Source organism: Thalassolituus pacificus, from assembly GCF_025318105.1.
Lineage (GTDB): Bacteria > Pseudomonadota > Gammaproteobacteria > Pseudomonadales > Oceanobacteraceae > Venatoribacter > Venatoribacter pacificus.
The window spans coordinates 619,280-637,347 of sequence record NZ_JAOANI010000015.1 but is presented as its reverse complement, the minus strand read 5'-3'; the positions used below and the strand labels follow the sequence as shown (position 1 = coordinate 637,347).

The following is an 18,068-nucleotide window of genomic DNA, read 5'->3' as shown; positions in this document are numbered from 1 at the left end:
CTTACTCGGCGGCTACTGCGCCGCCACAGGTTTTAGTGGCTGTGTTGTAGTTGCCGCAGCTGATTGGAGCCGTCCAGTCAGAGATGAGGTTTTTGCTTTCAGGCAGGAAGTCCGTCCAGGCATCCCCCGGAACAACACCCTCGGTTTGCCATACGATATCGAATTGGCCATCTTCCTGAATTTCGCCAATCAGAACCGGTTTGGACAAGTGGTGGTTTTTATTCATCACCGCCATACCGCCGGTCAGGTTAGGCACAGAAATACCGATCATGGCATCCTGTACTTTGCTGACATCGGCCGTGCCTGCTTTTTCTACCGCCTTAGTCCACATATTGAAGCCGATATAGGTCGCTTCCATCGGGTCGTTGGTTACGCGCTTATCGTCTCTGGTAAAGGTGTGCCATTGTTTGATAAAGGCATCATTCTCTTTACCGTCAGCACTCATAAAGTAATTCCAGGCGGCCAGGTGACCAACCAGAGGCTTGGTATCGAAACCAGACAGTTCTTCTTCACCTACCGAGAAGGCAACTACCGGAATGTCTTCTGCACTGACGCCCTGGTTGGCTAATTCTTTATAGAAAGGAACGTTGGCATCGCCGTTAATGGTAGAAACGACCGCGGTTTTAGTTCCGGCGCTGCCGAATTTTTTAATGTCAGAAACAATGGTCTGCCAATCGGAATGACCAAACGGTGTGTAGTTAATCATGATGTCTTTAGCGGCAACGCCCTTAGACTTCAGGTAACTTTCCAGAATTTTATTGGTGGTGCGTGGATAAACGTAGTCGGTACCGGCCAGAACCCAGCGCTTAACGCCGACATCATTCATCAGGTAATCTACCGCAGGAATGGCCTGCTGGTTAGGCGCCGCACCGGTATAGAAAACATTTTTAGAAGACTCTTCGCCTTCATACTGAACCGGGTAGAACAGCAGACCGTTCAGCTCTTCTACAACAGGTAAAACAGACTTACGGGAAACAGAAGTCCAGCAGCCGAAAATCACATCGACCTTATCTTTCTCCAGCAGCTCACGGGTTTTTTCCGCAAATAAAGGCCAGTTAGAGGCAGGGTCGACCACTACAGCTTCCAGTTGCTTACCCAGCAGACCGCCTTTTTTATTCTGCTCTTCAACCATCATCAGTACGGTGTCTTTCAGTGTGGTTTCTGAAATAGCCATAGTGCCGGACAGTGAATGCAGCACACCGACTTTAATCGTGTCGGCGGCGTTGGCCAGGCTGATGCCAGCGGCCAGAGTGGTCATCGCCAGTACCTTGGTTGCTTTTGACAGCGTATTCAATCCCAGTTTTTTCATCTTGAGTCCGTCCTTAATGTACTTTGATTTTATCCGGAGTCCGATTACTGCTGATCAGCTCCATTTATGAGTTAGCATCTCCTGTAGAGCAAAGCCTGTACCAACTTATAAATATTTGTTTTATAAGCATTTTCAGACAAAAAAAGGCCAAAGGCCGAAATAAATTGCCATTGTCATAAATTCACGCACTGTTATTGCCCAACTACTTCTGAATATTCACTGCATTGGTGCAGAGCGGATAAATCAGTTATCGGTTCTGATATTGATGTTGTAACGACTCTTGGCCGATTGAATGCGATGCAGCGTAATATGGCGCACAGTATTTTTACTGATTTCAATATGACGACTGAGAAAATCCGCAGCGTCTTCGGTCTGCCTGTTCAGCATTAAATTCAGAAGATGAGCATGCTCATCATAGGTCGCTGCGATACGTCCTTCCTGGGTAAAATCCAGCCGGCGGATAATGCGCAGACGCTCGCACACCGTGCGATGAATCGCCGCCATTTCCTGGTTGCCGCTGAGCGCCAGTAAAGCAAAATGAAAGTCTTCATCCATCTCTGCCAGCAGCGCGCTGTCATTCAGGCGCTGGTTTTCCTGACAGCACCAAAGAGTAATCAAACCGGCCAGTTGCTCTTTAATATTAATATGCCCGCACAGACGTTTTACCGCTGCGATTTCGAGCAGGGTGCGGACGTCGTATAAATCTTCAAAGTGGCGGAAATCAAAGGGCCGGACCTGCCAGCCACTGCGGAAATGCACCTGTACAAAACCATCCCGCTCCAACCGGTAAAGCGCTTCCCGAACCGGTGTTCGGCTGGCCTGCATTCGCCGGGCTATTTCGTTTTCGCTGAAACGATCACCGGGCAGTAACTGAAAATCGAATATATTGTTTTTCAATTGTTGGTAAATCCGTTCGGCCAAATTCAGTGGGCGTTTCTTTTCTTCAGCATCCGTTGGATACGGCGGATACACGCTTAATTTCCGGCCTGGGATTTCAGCTGAGCGATGTATGCGCGCCAGCCGCCAAACTCACTGATATGAGTCGCGGTGGCGACCGCTTCAGGCTCACAGATAAAGCCTTTAACCAAACGGCCATCGGCTAATTCCAACGTACCGATACCTAATGGCTGAGGAATTTCTTCAACAAAACTGCCGAAAGCGGCAGCATCCATACGCCACAGCTCGACGATAATTTCATGCCCTTTTTCGGAGCCACTATTCAGTAATGCATCATTAACGCGCACCAGGCCCGGTTTAGGTGGCACCGTATTGGCGAGGGCGTAAAGCTGGTATTTTTCTGCGCTCAGTGTTTGCTCCAGCAATACTGCATGACGGCTGGTGAGCTGATGATTCAACGGCATACCGGTTAAATGAGCGCCGACCACCGCAACCACGACAGAGTCATCCTCGCACGCACCCAATAACACCGGCGCTTGTGGTAAACGCAGCGCCGCCTGCCAGTGTGCCGCAAAAGCCGCCAGCGCCGGTTCGCTGAAAGCCGGCGCAATCACTGTGATGCCAAACGGTAATCCATCGCTGCGTAATTCAGCCGGTAAAGCGATGGCGCATAAATCGGCCAGATTGACAAAATTGGTATACGTACCCAGCTGGCTGTTAACCTTAACAGGCTCCTCTGCAACCTCTGCGAGGGTCGGAAAGCAGGGTGCGGTCGGAACAAACAGCGCATCAAAGCCCTGAAATAACTGCTGAATTTCCCGCAGCAGTTCCATGCGCCGGTACTCAGCATTAAAGGCCTGAACCGCTGTGCCGTTATTACCTCCGGCAATAATATTTTTCACCACCGGATTAATTCCGGCGGAATCCTGCTGAATAAATTCACCCACGGCAGCATAACGTTCAGCCACCCAGGGGCCCTGATACAACAACGCCGCCAACTCATACAAGGGCGAGAAATCGGTGCGGATTAATTCAAAGCCCAGACTTTCTGCTTTCGCCAGAGCCGCAGTAAAAGCAGCTTGCTGTCTATCATCACCAAACCATGGCATCTCGGCTGGCACCGCCAGACGACGAATGGTTTTTAATGGTGAAATGCCCACCCGGCGGGAATACGCATCCAGCTCATCAAACTGTGCAGCCAGTGCAAAAATACGTTCGGCATCGAGGGCGTTTAAAGCAAAAACAGACACACAATCCAGACTGCGGCAGGCCGGTACGACCCCTTGAGTGCTGAGGGCGCCTTTACTGCCTTTCAGCCCGACAATGTTATTAAAGCCAGCCGGAATCCGGCCCGAACCTGCGGTATCGGTCCCCAATGAAAAAGGTACATAACCGCGCGCAACCGCAACGGCTGAACCAGAGCTGGAACCACCGCTGATATATTCTTCATTAAATGGATTGGTCACCGCACCATAAGGTGAACGGGTGCCCACCAGCCCGGTGGCAAACTGATCGAGATTGGTTTTGCCTAATACAATGGCACCGGCGTTACGCAACAGGCGAACCACGGTTGCATCTGCCTGCGGCTCATAAGCAAATTCCGGACAGGCTGCGGTTGTCGAAAATCCGGCGACGTCGATATTGTCTTTAACCGCAAATGGAACGCCGTATAACGGCAGTGCCTGCATATCACCATCGGCGGCATCCAGTAATTGCTGCAGCTGAATTAACTGCGCGCCCAGTTGTTGCTCGCTGGCCAGCTCAATCCAAACGCTGCCGGTGTTTAAAGATCCGGCCGTACTTTCCTGCTGACGCACTTCCGCCAGTAATGCACTCAGTAATGCGCTGGCATTGCCACCGTTGCGATACGCTTTACCCCAGTCATTCAGACTCCAGCCGAATAATGATTTTCCTGATATTTCTGATGTGATGTCGCTCATAGCACTGCCAATGTGTTCAACCTTGTATACAAGTGACAGAGCGATAGACGTGCCAGTTTATAAAAACATGCCTGAAAACAGTCCGCAGCCCCGTGATTACGGGATTTCTGCAACAGATGGTCGGAAAAAACAGGAATGACAGCGGGAATATCACGCGCCTTTTGAGCGCAAAGTTAAAAAAATCATGCATCAGAACGGGGCAAAAATAATATTTCACCCCATTGTGTTTATCGCTGGATAAAAAGATTCAGGCGGGGAATATCTGCTGCAGATGATTGCGGATATGTAGCCAATGCGCGGCAGCATAAGCTGACTTATCTAACTCACCGTAGGCAAAATGAGGGGCAAGCGCGCCCTGATAAGCGTTAAAATCCTGCAGCGCAGCCAACAACATGTGCAGTGCAGCATTCTGCTCAACAGAGGCATCGGCGACCGGCATGCCGGGCAGGCCCTCTGTCAGGTTATGGCGCATAGCTCCACTGGCGCGGAATACCGCCAGCGCCGCGCTGCCGGCGGTATGTTTAAACACGGGGGAATAATGCTGCGGATAACCATCCATGGAACCGCGGATACTTTGCGCGCAGTGCTGAAAAACTTCACTGACCGACCATGAGGTACCACTGCGCAAGTGCTGACCATCCAGCGCCTGCAATTCCTCAAATAATGAAGACAGGTTGTATTCTTTCCCTGCGGCAACAGCACTGATACCAGCACCACCACCTGCCAGAACCACAGGAACAGCAACCGCTGTTTTCAGTAAAATACGTCGTTTCACGCAGACTCCGGCCAATGATTAAGAGGACCCGAGTCTGTCACAATTCTGAGGAATGCGGCAGCTCCGAGATAGCATTATGCTGTTTCAGCCATGCGATAAATTCATGCTCAGGCAATGCCCGCGACCAAAAATAGCCCTGCGCTTCATCACAACCTAACTGTCTTAACAGATTCAGCGTTGCTTCGTCTTCTACCCCCTCAGCCACGGAATGCAGTCCCAGGCTCGCCGCCATCTGAATAATGGCGCGCACCAGTGGTTCGTCACGCTGCGATACACCCAGATCGGTAATAAAGGATTTATCGATTTTCAGCCGTGAAGCATTAAAGCGGCGCAGATACCCGAGGTTGGAATAACCGGTACCAAAATCATCAATCGAAAATGATACGCCCATCTGATGAATGGCGCTCAGCTGGCGGCTGATGTCATCACCTTCGCCAATTAACATTGACTCGGTTAATTCCAGCTCCAGCGCCGATGAAGGCAACCCGGACTGGCGCAACACCTGCTGTACGCTGCGCTCCAGCGAGCCATCGCGGAACTGCACATAGGATAAATTCACCGCCACACCCACGCTGCCATGCCCTTGTTGACGCCAGCGCATACAGGCTTCGCAAGCTTCCTGTAACACCCAGTGACCAATATCGGCAATGACACCGCTGCTTTCAGCCAGCGGAATAAAATCGTCCGGCGCAATATACGAACCATCAGGCTGTGGCCAGCGGATTAATGCTTCAACACCACAAACCCGGCCGCTGCGAATATCCATTTTCGGTTGGTAAAACAGGCGGAATTGTTTGTCTTTAAGTGCCTGACGGATTTGCGTCATCAGATTGAATTTATCGATATTGGCGCGGCCCATATCGTCGTTATAAACACGGTACACGCTGCGGCCTTCATGCTTGGCCTGATACATCGCCAGATCGGCATATTTGCACAGCGTGTTAAATTCGGTGCCATGTTCAGGCGCCAGCGCAATGCCCACCGAACCGGAGATTTCGATCTGCGTCTGCATAATAAAAAACGGCGTCGTGGCGGCGGCTTTAATGTTTTGCGCGATGGTGGTCAGCTGCTCTTCCTCACCATCCAGTGCCACCATCATCAGGAATTCATCTCCGCCAAAACGACACAGTACATCCTCTGCGCGACTGATTGCCTGCAGCCGACCCGAGAGTTGCTGCAGCAATAAATCCCCCGCTGCATGGCCGAGTGAATCGTTCACCGGTTTGAAATTATCCAGATCAAGAAAAAACACCGCCAGCGGATGCTCATCACGCAAACAACGCTGATACAAACGGGTATAGGATTCTTCAGCAAAACGGCGATTGGATAACCCCGTCAGCTGATCCTGACTGGCCAGCCGGGCAATGGTTTGCTGACTGTTGCGTACCCGCTGATTCTCTTCGCGTAAGCCACGCATTAAGCGGCGCTGATCTCTCAATAACAAATACACACTAAAGCCGGTAATCAACAAAATAACATCGGTAAACACCAGATGCTTGAACTCAACGTCTGGCAAAAAGGGATGGAAGTAACCGGTAATGGTAAGCGCGGCCATCAGCGAGCAGTAACCGACAATAAACAACAACAACCCCGAAAACAGCCGCACATTGCCGAGAATAGCGGCAAAAATCAGCACGCCGGGATACCCCAGCACCGCCATATCGCGCACGCCACCGGAGTGCCAGGCCAGCACCGATAACATAGTCGTCAGCGCCCAGAGAAGAATATTGGCGGCAATACCCGGCTTCTGCTGATGAGCAAACCAGCCGGCCAGCACCAGCACGGCACAGCCAACCAGTACCGTCAGCTGCGTTTGCCCGGTGGCGACAAACGCGGCCAGCAGCAGGCCCAGCAGCGTCAGGCTGGTAATCTGCAGCAGACGCTTTGAACGCAGAGCACTGGCATCATGGCCCAGCAGTGGAATGTTGTTCTGATCCGAATAAATGGCTGCAATCCTATTACACAGTCTTACGTATCACTTTAGCCTCTGGCATCGGTTACGCTGTTTCTGTCTGCCGGAAATTTGTAACCAGTTATATCCATAACATTACCTTCGCTCTGTTAACGCCTATTCTTTATGCATTAATGAATCAGGAAGCCACATGAACCTTCGTCCCCGTTTTCTGCTGCTGACCACGATCCTGATCGCGCTGACCGGCGCTGGTCTGTGGTTACTGACTCAACAGATTGCGCTGGGGGTGATGCAGGAATGGGCGCTGCGCCACTTTGAAACCCAGGTAAAACTGGAAAAAACCCGTACCCTGCAACCCATCATCCGCGAAGTTACTCTGGCCCGGCAGTTTGCCGATTCACAGGTATTGCGCGCCTGGGCACGCGCGCCCGACGATAAGACCCTGAAAGCTCAGGCACTGGCCGAGATGGAGAATTTCCGTCATAACTTTGCCGACCAGAGCTATTTTGTCGCCCTGCGAGAATCCGGCGATTATTACCATAACAATGCCAATAACGAGTTTGCCGGTGCCGAATACCGCTACACCCTGCACGCGGATAACCCGAATGACCGCTGGTTTTACAGCATCATCGAACAGAACCGTGATATTCACCTGAATGTAAATCCGGATATTCCGCTGGGCGTCACCAAACTGTGGATTGATGTCCTGCTGCGTGACGGCGATAAAATCCTCGGCGTGGTCGGCAGCGGCCTCGACCTCACGACCTTTATCGAACAGGTCGTCAGCCAGACCGAAGCCGGCATCAGCAATCTGTTTTTTGATCATGAGGGTGCGATTCAGGTCTCGCGAGACCCCAGCCAGATTGATTTTGCCAGCATAACCAAGCAGGCCAGAGACAAAAAAACCATACAACAACTGCTGAGCGATCCACTGGAACGCGCGCAGCTGCAGGCATTGCTGCCACAGGTGATGCACAACCCCGGTGAGGTGGGCAGCCTCTACCTGACCATTGATCAGCAGCGCTATCTTGCTGGCGTCATCTACCTGCCGGAAATCGACTGGTATGAAATCACCCTGCTGGAACTGGATACACTGCTGCCACTCAGCACCTTTAACAGCATCTTTGTCGTCTCTGGCGTGTTCTTACTGCTGGCCCTGCTGCTGTTTCATCTGGCGCTTAATCGTTACATCCTGAACCCTCTGGCGCTGCTTGAGCGGGCCATCAGCCAGCTGCGTTCAGGGCAACACACCGTGCCTTTACTGCCACGTCACAGCTCCGGGGAAGTCGGACGCCTGCTGCGGCATTTTCAGGAAATGGCCGCCGCCACCCTGCTGACACGAAAGCAGTTGGAACAGAAAGTACAGGAGCGCACCGAGGCCCTCGAACGCCTGACCCAGACAGACGCTCTCACCGGCCTGCTTAACCGCCGCGGCATGACTCAGCAACTCAGCCTCGAACACCAGCGTCTGCAGCGTGAGGGAGAACCCTTTGGTCTGATCTGGCTGGATCTTGATCACTTCAAGGGCATCAACGACCGTTATGGCCACGCCAGCGGCGACCAGGCGCTGATGACCACGGCCAATATCATTACCGATGTGCTGCGCCCTTATGACCATGCAGCGCGCTGGGGTGGCGATGAGTTTCTGATTCTGATCCGTACCGATGACCAGCAACTGCTTGATCAACTGGGTGAGCGTTTGTGTCAGGCCGTCGCCGCACAGCAGGAAGTGCTCGACCAGCAACAACAGCCCATCGCCCTGACGCTCAGCGCCGGCAGCTACCTGGCGCGCAACCATGACAGTCTGGAGAGCATTCTCGCAGCCGCCGATCAGGCGCTGTATCAGGCCAAACGACATGGTCGCAATCATCATCGCAGCGCCACCTGAAGCGCCGCAGGTGCCATCTAATACATAAGCACCATAAATACCAAGCCATTCAGATTATTCAGTTCATACATACCAAAAGCCTCCGTAGACTTGCTGCATTAACCATCCATTCTACGGAGCGACCCCATGGATTTTGAGCATTCTCCCAAAGCGCAGGACTACATCAAACGCGTTAAAGAATTCATCAAAAATGAAATCGAACCGGTTGAAGAAGACTACCTGCGCGAGCTGCACAGCCTGGATAACAAATGGGTGGTGCTGCCCATCATCGAAGAGCTGAAAGCCAAAGCTAAAGCGGCCGGACTGTGGAATATGTTCCTGCCGGACGAGCACTACGGTGCCGGTCTGAGCACTCAGGAATACGCCGCCGTAGCTGAGCTAACCGGCCGCTCCTTTATTGCCCCGGAAATTTTCAACTGCAACGCGCCGGACACCGGCAATATGGAAGTGCTGGAAAAATACGGCAGCAAAGAACAGCAGGAACAATGGCTGAAGCCACTGCTGGCCGGTGAAATCCGCTCCGCCTTCTGCATGACCGAGCCCGGCGTTGCCTCCTCTGACGCCACCAACATGGAAGCCACCGCCACCGTTGAGGGTGACGAAGTGGTGCTCAACGGACGCAAATGGTGGAGCACCGGTATCGGCCACCCGAACTGCAAAGTCGGTATTTTTATGGGGCTTACCAACCCCGATGCACCACGCCATCAGCAACACTCGATGGTGTTATTCCCATTCGATGCACCAGGCGTAAAAATCGAGCGCATGCTGCCGGTGTTTGGTTTCTACGATGAGCCTTATGGCCACGGCGAAGTCAGCTTCGATAACGTCCGCGTGCCGCTGAGCAACATGATCGCCGGCCCCGGCCGTGGTTTCGAAATCGCCCAGGGTCGCCTTGGACCTGGCCGCATCCACCACTGCATGCGCCTGATTGGTATGGCCGAAAAAGCGCTGGAACTGATGTGTATCCGCGCCGCCAGCCGTACCGCATTCCACAAGCCGCTGATGAATCTGGGTGGCAACCGCGACATCATCGCCAACGCCCGTATGAACATCGAGCAGGCACGCCTGCTGGTGATGAAAGCGGCCTGGATGATCGACAAGGTCGGTGCCATGGGAGCGATGAGTGAAATCTCCCAGATCAAAGTGATTGCCCCGAGCATGGCCCAGCAGGTTATTGATGCCGCCATGCAGATGCACGGTGGTGGCGGCCTGTCCGAAGACCTGCCGCTGGCGGGTCTGTACACCGCAGCTCGCGCCCTGCGTCTGGCCGATGGCCCGGATGAAGTTCACCGTGGACTGATCGCCAAGATCGAAATGATGAAATACAAAAAGTACATGAAAGACGCCTGAGGCTGATGGGAGTGCGGTCCGGCCGCGCTCCCGGACTTATGTCACAAACGCCCCTTAACAGGCCATTAAGCACACAACACAATCAGCATCATTCCAGCGGCGACTTCAGCCGCTGTTGCATTTGAGGATACGGGATGAAAAAGGTACTGATCACCGGCGCCGCCAGCGGACTGGGCCGGGCACTGGCTCTGCGTTTTGCCAAAACAGGCGCAGACATCTGCATTGCAGATATCAACATGGGCGGTGCCGCCGAAACTCTGAACATGGTCGAACAGGCCGGAGGCAAAGGCTGGATCTGCGAACTTAACGTCACCGTACCTGAGCAGTGGGCGGTACTGGAACAGGAAGTGAAAAAGCGCTGGGGGGGCATCGACGTCGTTATCAACAATGCCGGCGTGGCAACCGGTGACCGTATCGAAGCCGGCGAATGGGCCTGGTGGGATTGGGTTATCGACATTAACCTGAAAGGCGTAGCGCTGGGCTGCCGTACCTTTACCCCAATGATGAAAGAACAGGGCAGCGGCTACTTTATTAACGTCGCCTCGCTGGCCGGTCTGATGAAAGCGCCGTCAATGGCGTCTTACAACGCCACCAAGGCCGCCGTGGTGGCCATCTCTGAAACCATGCACTTTGAGCTTAAGCCCTACGGCATTGGCACCACCGCACTGTGCCCTGGCTTCTTCCGCACCAACCTCAATCACGGCATGAAAACCTCCGACCCGGATATGCTCAAGTTTGTCGATAAAGTGTTCGCCGCATCCGCACTGGATGCCGAAGACATCGCCGACGCTGCGTACAGCGCGATGGAAAAAAAGCAGATGATCTGCAACCCGCATCCGGCTGGCCGCCGCGCGTATTTCATCAAACAATATCTGCCATTCCTGTACCGTCGCGAGATGGACAAGATGGCCATGGGCCTGAAAAAACGCGAAGATCAGCGCAAAGCCTTTAAAGAGGGAAAGGACGCCTGATATGAGTGAACAGTTTATCGATGAGGCCAAGGCACTGCGCGACAGCGATGCCTTTGATATTCAGGCCGTGCACCACTGGCTGCGGACGCAGGTACAAGCCCAGGGCAACGACTATGGCGATGAGCTGCCGCAGGTTAAGCAATTTTCCGGTGGCGCCTCCAACCTGACCTATCACCTGAAATACCCTGATCAGTACGCAAACAACGATCTGATTCTGCGTCGTCCGCCCGCCGGCCATAAAGCCGCTGGCGCGCACGATATGAAACGCGAATACAGCGTGATGGACCGTCTGAAACCGGTCTATCCGTTCGTGCCGAAAATGATCGCCTTCTGCGAAGACGACAGCGTGCTGGGCAGCGATTTTTACGTTATGGAACGCATGCGCGGCATTATTCCACGCGGTAATCTGCCACGCGGAATGAGCCTCAGCAAAGAACAGGCGCGCACGCTGTGTCTTTCGGTATTCGATAAACTGATCGACCTGCATCAGGTGGATTATCAGGCCAATGGTCTGGATGACCTGGGCAAAGGCACAGGCTATGTGCAGCGTCAGGTTGAAGGCTGGAGCGGCCGCTTTGTTAAATCCAAAACCTGGAACGTTCCCAGTTTTAATAAAACCATGGCATGGCTGAAAGCCAATATGCCAGCGGATGTAAAAACCTGCATTATCCACAACGACTACCGTATGGATAACGTCGTACTTAATCCGGATAACCCCGGCGAAATTATCGGCGTGCTGGACTGGGAAATGGCCACCCTCGGTGATCCGTTAATGGATCTTGGCGGAGCACTGGCGTATTGGGTTCAGGCCGACGATGACTTTTTAATGCGTGCCATCCGCCGCCAGCCAAGCCATTTACCCGGTATGCTGACACGGCAGGAAATTGTCGATTATTACTGCGAAAAAATGGCACTGGATGCAAAGCTGTGGCCCTTCTATGAAGTGTTCGGTTTATTCCGCCTGGCCGTCATCGTGCAGCAGATTTATTACCGCTATCACCACAAGCAGACCGATAACCCGGCCTTTAAAAACTTCTGGTTATTCGTGCATTATCTGAACTGGCGCTGCAATCGCATTATAAAAAAAGCGCGCAAGGCTGGTTTTAAATAATGGCGAGTATTTATCTGGTACGCCATGGCCAGGCTGGCTTCGGTAAGCTGAATTACGATCAGCTGTCTGACACCGGCCACCTGCAGGGCGAATTGGTCGGTAAGTCGCTGGCATTACGTGGGGTCGAAGCACACCGCGTCGTGCATGGCGCGATGCAGCGTCACCGCGAAACTATGGTGGCTGCACAAAAGCACTGGCAGACGTTTGGCAGCACAATCGAAATGCCCGGTTTTAATGAATTCGATTCCGATGACATTATTGCCTGCGCTTTTCCACAGTTTAAAAACAAAGCCGTACTCGGTGCCTGGATATTAACCCAGAGCAACAAACGCAAAGCCTTTCAGGAATTATTTGCCAAAGCGGTTGAGCGCTGGACCAGTGGTGATTTCGACGATGACTATATCGAATCCTGGAGCCACTTTACCCAGCGGGTTACCCATGCGCTGCATGAACTGATTGCCCAAAGCGAAGGTAAAAATGTGGTGGTCTTTACCTCTGGTGGGCCGATTACCGCCATTGCCCAGCATTGCCTGGATTTAAGCCACGATAAAGCCTTTGAATTGAACTGGACGCTGCTGAATGCCGGCATCAGCCAGCTGCTGTACAACAGCGGCGGAAAAATCAGCCTGGCATCGTGCAACGAACAACAGCATCTGGCTCAGGCCGGAAAACATTTTGTCACTTACCGCTGAAATTATTCGGTGATTATAAAAACGGAGCAAGCGATGAACACACAAGCCAATACCCCGGAAAACCTGTTTAATTTATCTGGTCGTATCGCCCTGGTCACCGGCGCCAGCCGCGGTATCGGTGAGAGCATTGCCAAACTGCTGGCCGCAAGCGGCGCACACGTTATTGTTTCCAGCCGTAAAATCGACGGTTGCCAGCGTGTTGCTGACGAGATTAAAGAAGCCGGTGGCAGTGCTGAAGCACTGGCTTGCCATATCGGTGAAATGGATCAGATTGAAGCCTGCTTTAAAGCCATTGAAGAGCGTCACGGCAAGCTGAATATTCTTGTAAACAATGCAGCAGCGAACCCATACTTCGGCCATGTACTCGATACCGGTCTGGACGCCTTCCAGAAAACCGTTGATGTGAATATCCGTGGCTATTTCTTTATGTCGTCTGCGGGCGCTAAATTAATGAAGAAAACCGGCGGCGGCAGCATTGTTAACGTCGCCTCGGTTAACGGTGTGATTCCGGGTGATATGCAGGGGATTTACTCCATCACCAAAGCATCCGTTATTGCCATGACCAAAACCTTCGCCAAAGAATGTGCGCAACTGGGCATTCGTGTAAACGCCCTGCTGCCAGGCCTGACCGATACCAAATTCGCCAGCACCCTGACCAGCAACGACGCCATCCTGAAAATGGCGATGATGCATATTCCAATGAAGCGCGTGGCGATGCCGGAAGAAATGGCAGGTACTGTACTGTATCTGGCCTCTGATGCTTCCAGCTACACCACCGGTGCTGCCATTAACGTCGATGGTGGTTATCTGCTGGTGTAATAAGACGTTAAGTCACGAACCCCTCGTTCCAACGCTGCGGCGTGGGAACGAGGGTTTCTGAACATGGCGATAACGGCGGCCTGTTACAGAACGCCGTTATTTTTCATATCAGATAACGCCCTGCGCCAGCATGGCATCGGCGACTTTGACAAAACCGGCGATGTTCGCACCATCGATATAACTCACCGAACCATCATCACGGCTGCCGTACTTCAGACAAGCGCGGTGAATTCCCTGCATAATTTCCAACAACCGTGCGTCGACCTCTTCGCTGCTCCAGCACAGGCGCATGGCGTTCTGGCTCATTTCCAGACCCGACGTGGCAACACCACCGGCATTACTGGCTTTACCCGGCGCAAAGAGCACAGAGTTCTGTTCAATCACCGTAATCGCTTCTGCCGTGCAGGGCATGTTTGCGCCTTCAGCAATGCACTGTACGCCATTCTTAACCAAGGCCTGAGCGTCTTCTCCGCTCAACTCATTCTGGGTTGCACAAGGCAGCGCCACATCCATGGGAATATGCCACGGCGTGCGACCCGCCATATAGGGTAGCCCTGCGGCCGTGGCGTAATCCTCCACCCGGCCGTAGCGTTCATTTTTAATCTTCATCAGCAACGCCAGTTTTTCTGCGTCGAAGCCTTCTTCGTCGTAGAGCGTACCGCTGCTGTCGGATACACAGACAACAATCGCACCCAGCTGCATGGCCTTTTCAACGGCGTACTGCGCAACATTGCCAGAACCGGAAATACCAACGCGCATTCCCTCCAGTGAGCGACCGGCATGCAACAGCATTTCCTGAGCAAAATAGACGGTGCCATAACCGGTAGCTTCCGGGCGTATTAATGAACCACCAAAACTCAAACCTTTACCGGTAAAGACACAGTCGGAACGGTTGGTTATTTTTCTCAGCATGCCGGTCATATAGCCTACTTCACGGGCACCCACACCGATATCACCCGCCGGAATATCGGTGTCGGAACCGATGTGACGGTATAGTTCGCTGATAAAGGCCTGACAGAAGCGCATGATCTCGCCCTGGCTTTTACCCTTTGGATTAAAGTCAGAGCCGCCTTTACCGGCGCCCATTGGCAAGGTAGTCAGCGCATTTTTGAACATCTGCTCAAAGGCCAGAAATTTCAGTACCGACTGATTCACCGACGGATGAAAGCGCAAACCACCTTTATAAGGTCCGATCGCAGCACTGTGCTGCACACGGTAGCCACGGTTAACCTGTACATCACCCTGATCATCCACCCAGGATACTCGGAACTGAATAATACGCTCGGCTTCGATCAGTCGTTCTAACAGGCCATGTTCGGCATAATGCGGATGACTGGAAATAAAAGGCCACAGACTCTCCATCACCTCAGCGACGGCCTGCAGATATTCCGGCTGACCAGGGTTTCGCTGAGCAACAAAGTGAAGAAAATCATCTACCGATTGGTAACGCATAACAGGTCTCACATAGCGCATTGAATGGCACACCATAAACGCGCATAGCGCCCTACACCGGTGCAAAGGTCTGCTATTTTTGCCAAACATGCGGTAAAAAGCACCCGCTTTCTTAATATTTTTAACATTAACAGAAGCTATTGGCTCAACTCAGCCTGTATTTATTGCCCAAAAGCCGTAGTGCGCCCGTCCGGGGTAACGAACCGGATAAGCTTTGTTGTTTTGCAGCATGGCTTCAGAGTGATCATTTCGCGTAAAAAGGATTCGGGGCACCTTAATCTGAACGCTTTCAGTAGGCCAAAGCGGACACTGAATTATTCAGAGGTGTCTTAGCAAAGGATCCGTAAACAGAAACCCGGCTTCTCGCCTGTCAGACTGAGCAGCAGCCGGTAAGATTGAAGGGGATGTACAAAAAACCCGCCTGCCGGAGCAGGCGGGCTCAACTCAGGCGTTCAGATCCTCCAGAATATGACCCGCCGCCTGAAAGGCCAGCGCAGCAATGGTCAAAGTCGGATTACCTGTGGCGATGGTTGGAAATACACCGCTACCCACCATATACAGGTTATTGTGATCCCAGGATTGCTGACGGGAGTTCAGTACTGAAGTTTCTTTACTGTCGCCCATCCGGTAGGTACCAACAATATGGCCTGCCCCATAAAATTTAAAATTATGGGTCGTGCCTTTATCATCCTTGTATTGAAAATTAGTGGCAGTCTGCGCCTCAGGCTTACCACTGAATACCGGTGCCCCCGGATCTTTGGTGTATTCGGTCGCGCCTACTTTAGCAAACAGTTCCGTCGTCAGTTCTTTGGCCGAGACAAACGCTTTGCGCTCGTAGTCAGAAGCCAGACGATAGGTAACATGGGGGCGCGGCAAGCCCAGATTATCTTTCAGCGTTGTTGATAATTGCACGCGGTTTTCCGGATCGGGAAGCTGCTCAATCAGATAACCCAGACGTAACTGCCGGGTGTAAACACCGTTAAGGGTATTCACCAGTTGCTTGCCAAACAGCTTGCTGAAAGCCGGCAACTGCGGATTAAAACGCAGCTCCTCACCCTGCTTATTTTTCGAATTACCATTCAGCTGGGAATTATTCTGACCGAAAACAAAATCAGCCAGCGTTGTACCCGGATCATCAGCCGCCCATTGCCAGCCTTCGTTGCCAATTTCAATACGATACGCCGAACGATCCTTACGGAATGCGCCATCACGCAAGGATTCGATACCGGATGTCGACAGCGGTCCACGGTAAGGAAAAATCGGGTCTTTTGCTAATCCCCAGCCGAGGTACATAACGTGATCCATCAGATTGCGTCCAACCTGATCGCTGCTGTTGGCCACGCCGTTTTCAAAACCCGGATTTTTATTCGACATTAATAACAGTTTTGGCGTTTCAATCGCATGGGCTGCCAGAACATAGCGTTCGGCAACAGCGGTACCTGAACCAGTAGCAATGCCATTCGGCTGATCATACGTTAGATAATCAATGCCACAGACCTGTTGTTTATCATCGAGACGGATATTACAGGCCACATGCTGATACCGGATTTCGACATTTCCGGTTTGTTCGGCCCGTGCCAGGGTTACCGTAGCATCGTACTTCGCCTGAATCGGACAGATAGGAATACAGTTAGTGTTACCGGCACACTGACGCCGCTCGTCCGGGCGTGAATTCCGGCCCTGCGGTGTTGGCGTAACATAAACCGGATTCCCTTCGTAGGTCATATCGGTTATGCCAGCGTACAGTTCATCCTGCAGGGTCTGATCAATTCCCGGCATAGGAAAATTATAATCACTGCCATAAATACCTTCCGGATTCACATAAAACTGGCGGTACAGTTTTTCCATCGCGGCTTTGTCACCGGATACGCCGATCTCTTTTGCGGCCGTTTCATAAAACGGCACCAGAGACTGATAAAAGGCATCACCACCCGGCCAGTCTTCCCCCTGTCCGTACAGGGTTTTCATTTTAAAATCTTCCGGAAAAAGGCGCAGACAGGTGCCGAGCCAGTGCCAGGTTGTTCCGCCACCCAAGCGTTCGTAGGAACTGGCAAAAGCAAAATTAGCATTCAGACTGGTGCCGTCGATGCCTTCTACCTGAGCGGGATAATCAAAATAACACTGGTCTTTTTTCTGCCAGGCGCCGACCTGCAGTACGGTATAGCGCGGAATATTTTCTCCGGCAGGATTGGGCAAACCCAGCGGATTATTCGCGCTTGAAGGTACAGCCCCCTGTGTTGCCGGCGGGTACGGTGATTCCGGTGTTTTGGCATTGGCTTTATAAAAGGTTTCCATATAACCGGAGCGGTCGGCCGGAACGGTTGGGCCGCTTTCCAGTATCAGCACTTTTTTACCGGCCAGACCGAGTTGGTACGCCACGATTGCACCGGAAATTCCAGAGCCGACAATCACCACATCGTATTTGCTTGCATTAGTCATGATCCCTTCTCCTTAATTACCGGTGAAATCGCTGAGAGCAGGTGGTTGCTCTGCCCAATAACCGTAACGGTAATTGGAATCCCCCATCGGGTGAGCCTGCATAACCTGCCATACCAGACCTGAGGTGTAAGACTCGGCAGATAAAAGAGAAGACGTTGTAAAGCCTCCGGTTTCAGTCCCTGGTTGAGCATTTACGTCTGGCCAGGCTCCCATATACCAAAGGAATATCAGTTTCTGGCAGGCGAGAACAAAGGCCGGTGAATTATTGCCATTCATTAATTGTTCACCAATTTCTTCATCGCTTTTTCCGGCGGCCTGAAGTTCGGCATATTGCTGAAGAATGGTATTTACCAATCCGGCATCGCCAGTTTCCTGAGCAATGTTTTCTGTCCAGCTTTGCAGGTACAGGGTTTTAATATTGGTGGTATCCAGTCGGGGAGCCAGAATATCTTGTGCAAAGCCAGTCAGAACCGAGCTTAGGCCAACAAATGTGTTCATAATATCCATATGCTT

15 protein-coding genes are annotated in these 18,068 nt (G+C 52.3%); 7 read left to right on the top strand and 8 right to left on the bottom strand.

The features are described 5' to 3' along the window. Position 1: 1 nt before the first annotated feature. The 5 genes from urtA to NYR02_RS10020 form a co-directional block, all read right to left on the bottom strand. Positions 2–1,258 (bottom strand): urea ABC transporter substrate-binding protein, encoded by a 1,257-nt coding sequence (gene urtA, locus NYR02_RS10040; RefSeq protein WP_260976282.1) that lies wholly within the window; start codon positions 1,256–1,258, stop codon positions 2–4. Between the two features lie 294 nt (positions 1,259–1,552). Next, on the bottom strand, positions 1,553–2,281 hold the full coding sequence (locus tag NYR02_RS10035) for a GntR family transcriptional regulator (protein WP_260976223.1): 729 nt from the start codon (positions 2,279–2,281) through the stop codon (positions 1,553–1,555). Positions 2,282–2,283: 2 nt separating this feature from the next. Further along, positions 2,284–4,146: an allophanate hydrolase gene (gene atzF, locus NYR02_RS10030; protein ID WP_260976222.1), complete on the bottom strand. Its 1,863-nt coding sequence runs from the start codon at positions 4,144–4,146 to the stop codon at positions 2,284–2,286. Between the two features lie 247 nt (positions 4,147–4,393). Beyond that, entirely contained in the window at positions 4,394–4,921 is a 528-nt protein-coding gene (locus NYR02_RS10025) for a DUF1569 domain-containing protein (protein WP_260976221.1), read from the bottom strand. Positions 4,922–4,958: 37 nt separating this feature from the next. After that, positions 4,959–6,704: a putative bifunctional diguanylate cyclase/phosphodiesterase gene (locus NYR02_RS10020; protein ID WP_260976220.1), complete on the bottom strand. Its 1,746-nt coding sequence runs from the start codon at positions 6,702–6,704 to the stop codon at positions 4,959–4,961. Between NYR02_RS10020 and NYR02_RS10015 the strand changes: the two genes are divergently transcribed. The 7 genes from NYR02_RS10015 to NYR02_RS09985 all read left to right on the top strand — a co-directional run bounded on the left by NYR02_RS10015 (position 6,675) and on the right by NYR02_RS09985 (position 13,664). Then, entirely contained in the window at positions 6,675–6,809 is a 135-nt protein-coding gene (locus tag NYR02_RS10015) for a hypothetical protein (RefSeq protein ID WP_260976219.1), read from the top strand. The genes NYR02_RS10020 and NYR02_RS10015 overlap by 30 nt on opposite strands. Positions 6,810–7,023: 214 nt before the next feature. Beyond that, positions 7,024–8,721 carry a sensor domain-containing diguanylate cyclase gene (locus tag NYR02_RS10010; RefSeq protein WP_260976218.1) on the top strand — a complete coding sequence of 566 codons (1,698 nt, stop codon included), beginning with the start codon at positions 7,024–7,026 and terminating at the stop codon, positions 8,719–8,721. Between the two features lie 126 nt (positions 8,722–8,847). Further along, positions 8,848–10,071 carry an acyl-CoA dehydrogenase family protein gene (locus tag NYR02_RS10005; protein WP_260976217.1) on the top strand — a complete coding sequence of 408 codons (1,224 nt, stop codon included), beginning with the start codon at positions 8,848–8,850 and terminating at the stop codon, positions 10,069–10,071. Positions 10,072–10,205: 134 nt separating this feature from the next. Then, positions 10,206–11,042 (top strand): SDR family oxidoreductase, encoded by an 837-nt coding sequence (locus NYR02_RS10000; RefSeq protein WP_260976216.1) that lies wholly within the window; start codon positions 10,206–10,208, stop codon positions 11,040–11,042. 1 nt (position 11,043) lies between these two features. Then, a complete protein-coding gene (locus NYR02_RS09995) occupies positions 11,044–12,153 on the top strand; it encodes a phosphotransferase family protein (RefSeq protein WP_260976215.1) in 1,110 nt (369 codons plus the stop codon). Continuing rightward, positions 12,153–12,845, top strand: coding sequence for a histidine phosphatase family protein (locus tag NYR02_RS09990; RefSeq protein WP_260976214.1), 693 nt, complete (start codon positions 12,153–12,155; stop codon positions 12,843–12,845). Before NYR02_RS09995 ends, NYR02_RS09990 begins: the two co-directional genes overlap by 1 nt. 33 nt (positions 12,846–12,878) lie before the next feature. Next, complete coding sequence (locus NYR02_RS09985) at positions 12,879–13,664, top strand: SDR family oxidoreductase (protein WP_260976213.1); 786 nt, start codon at positions 12,879–12,881, stop codon at positions 13,662–13,664. A 108-nt stretch (positions 13,665–13,772) separates the two neighbouring features. Here NYR02_RS09985 and gdhA read toward each other — a convergent pair whose 3' ends face one another. The 3 genes from gdhA to NYR02_RS09970 all read right to left on the bottom strand — a co-directional run bounded on the left by gdhA (position 13,773) and on the right by NYR02_RS09970 (position 18,062). After that, complete coding sequence (gene gdhA / locus NYR02_RS09980; RefSeq protein WP_260976212.1) at positions 13,773–15,116, bottom strand: NADP-specific glutamate dehydrogenase; 1,344 nt, start codon at positions 15,114–15,116, stop codon at positions 13,773–13,775. 444 nt (positions 15,117–15,560) lie between these two features. Beyond that, entirely contained in the window at positions 15,561–17,555 is a 1,995-nt protein-coding gene (locus NYR02_RS09975) for a GMC family oxidoreductase (RefSeq protein ID WP_260976211.1), read from the bottom strand. Between the two features lie 12 nt (positions 17,556–17,567). Further along, positions 17,568–18,062 carry a hypothetical protein gene (locus NYR02_RS09970; RefSeq protein WP_260976210.1) on the bottom strand — a complete coding sequence of 165 codons (495 nt, stop codon included), beginning with the start codon at positions 18,060–18,062 and terminating at the stop codon, positions 17,568–17,570. Positions 18,063–18,068 lie beyond the last annotated feature (6 nt).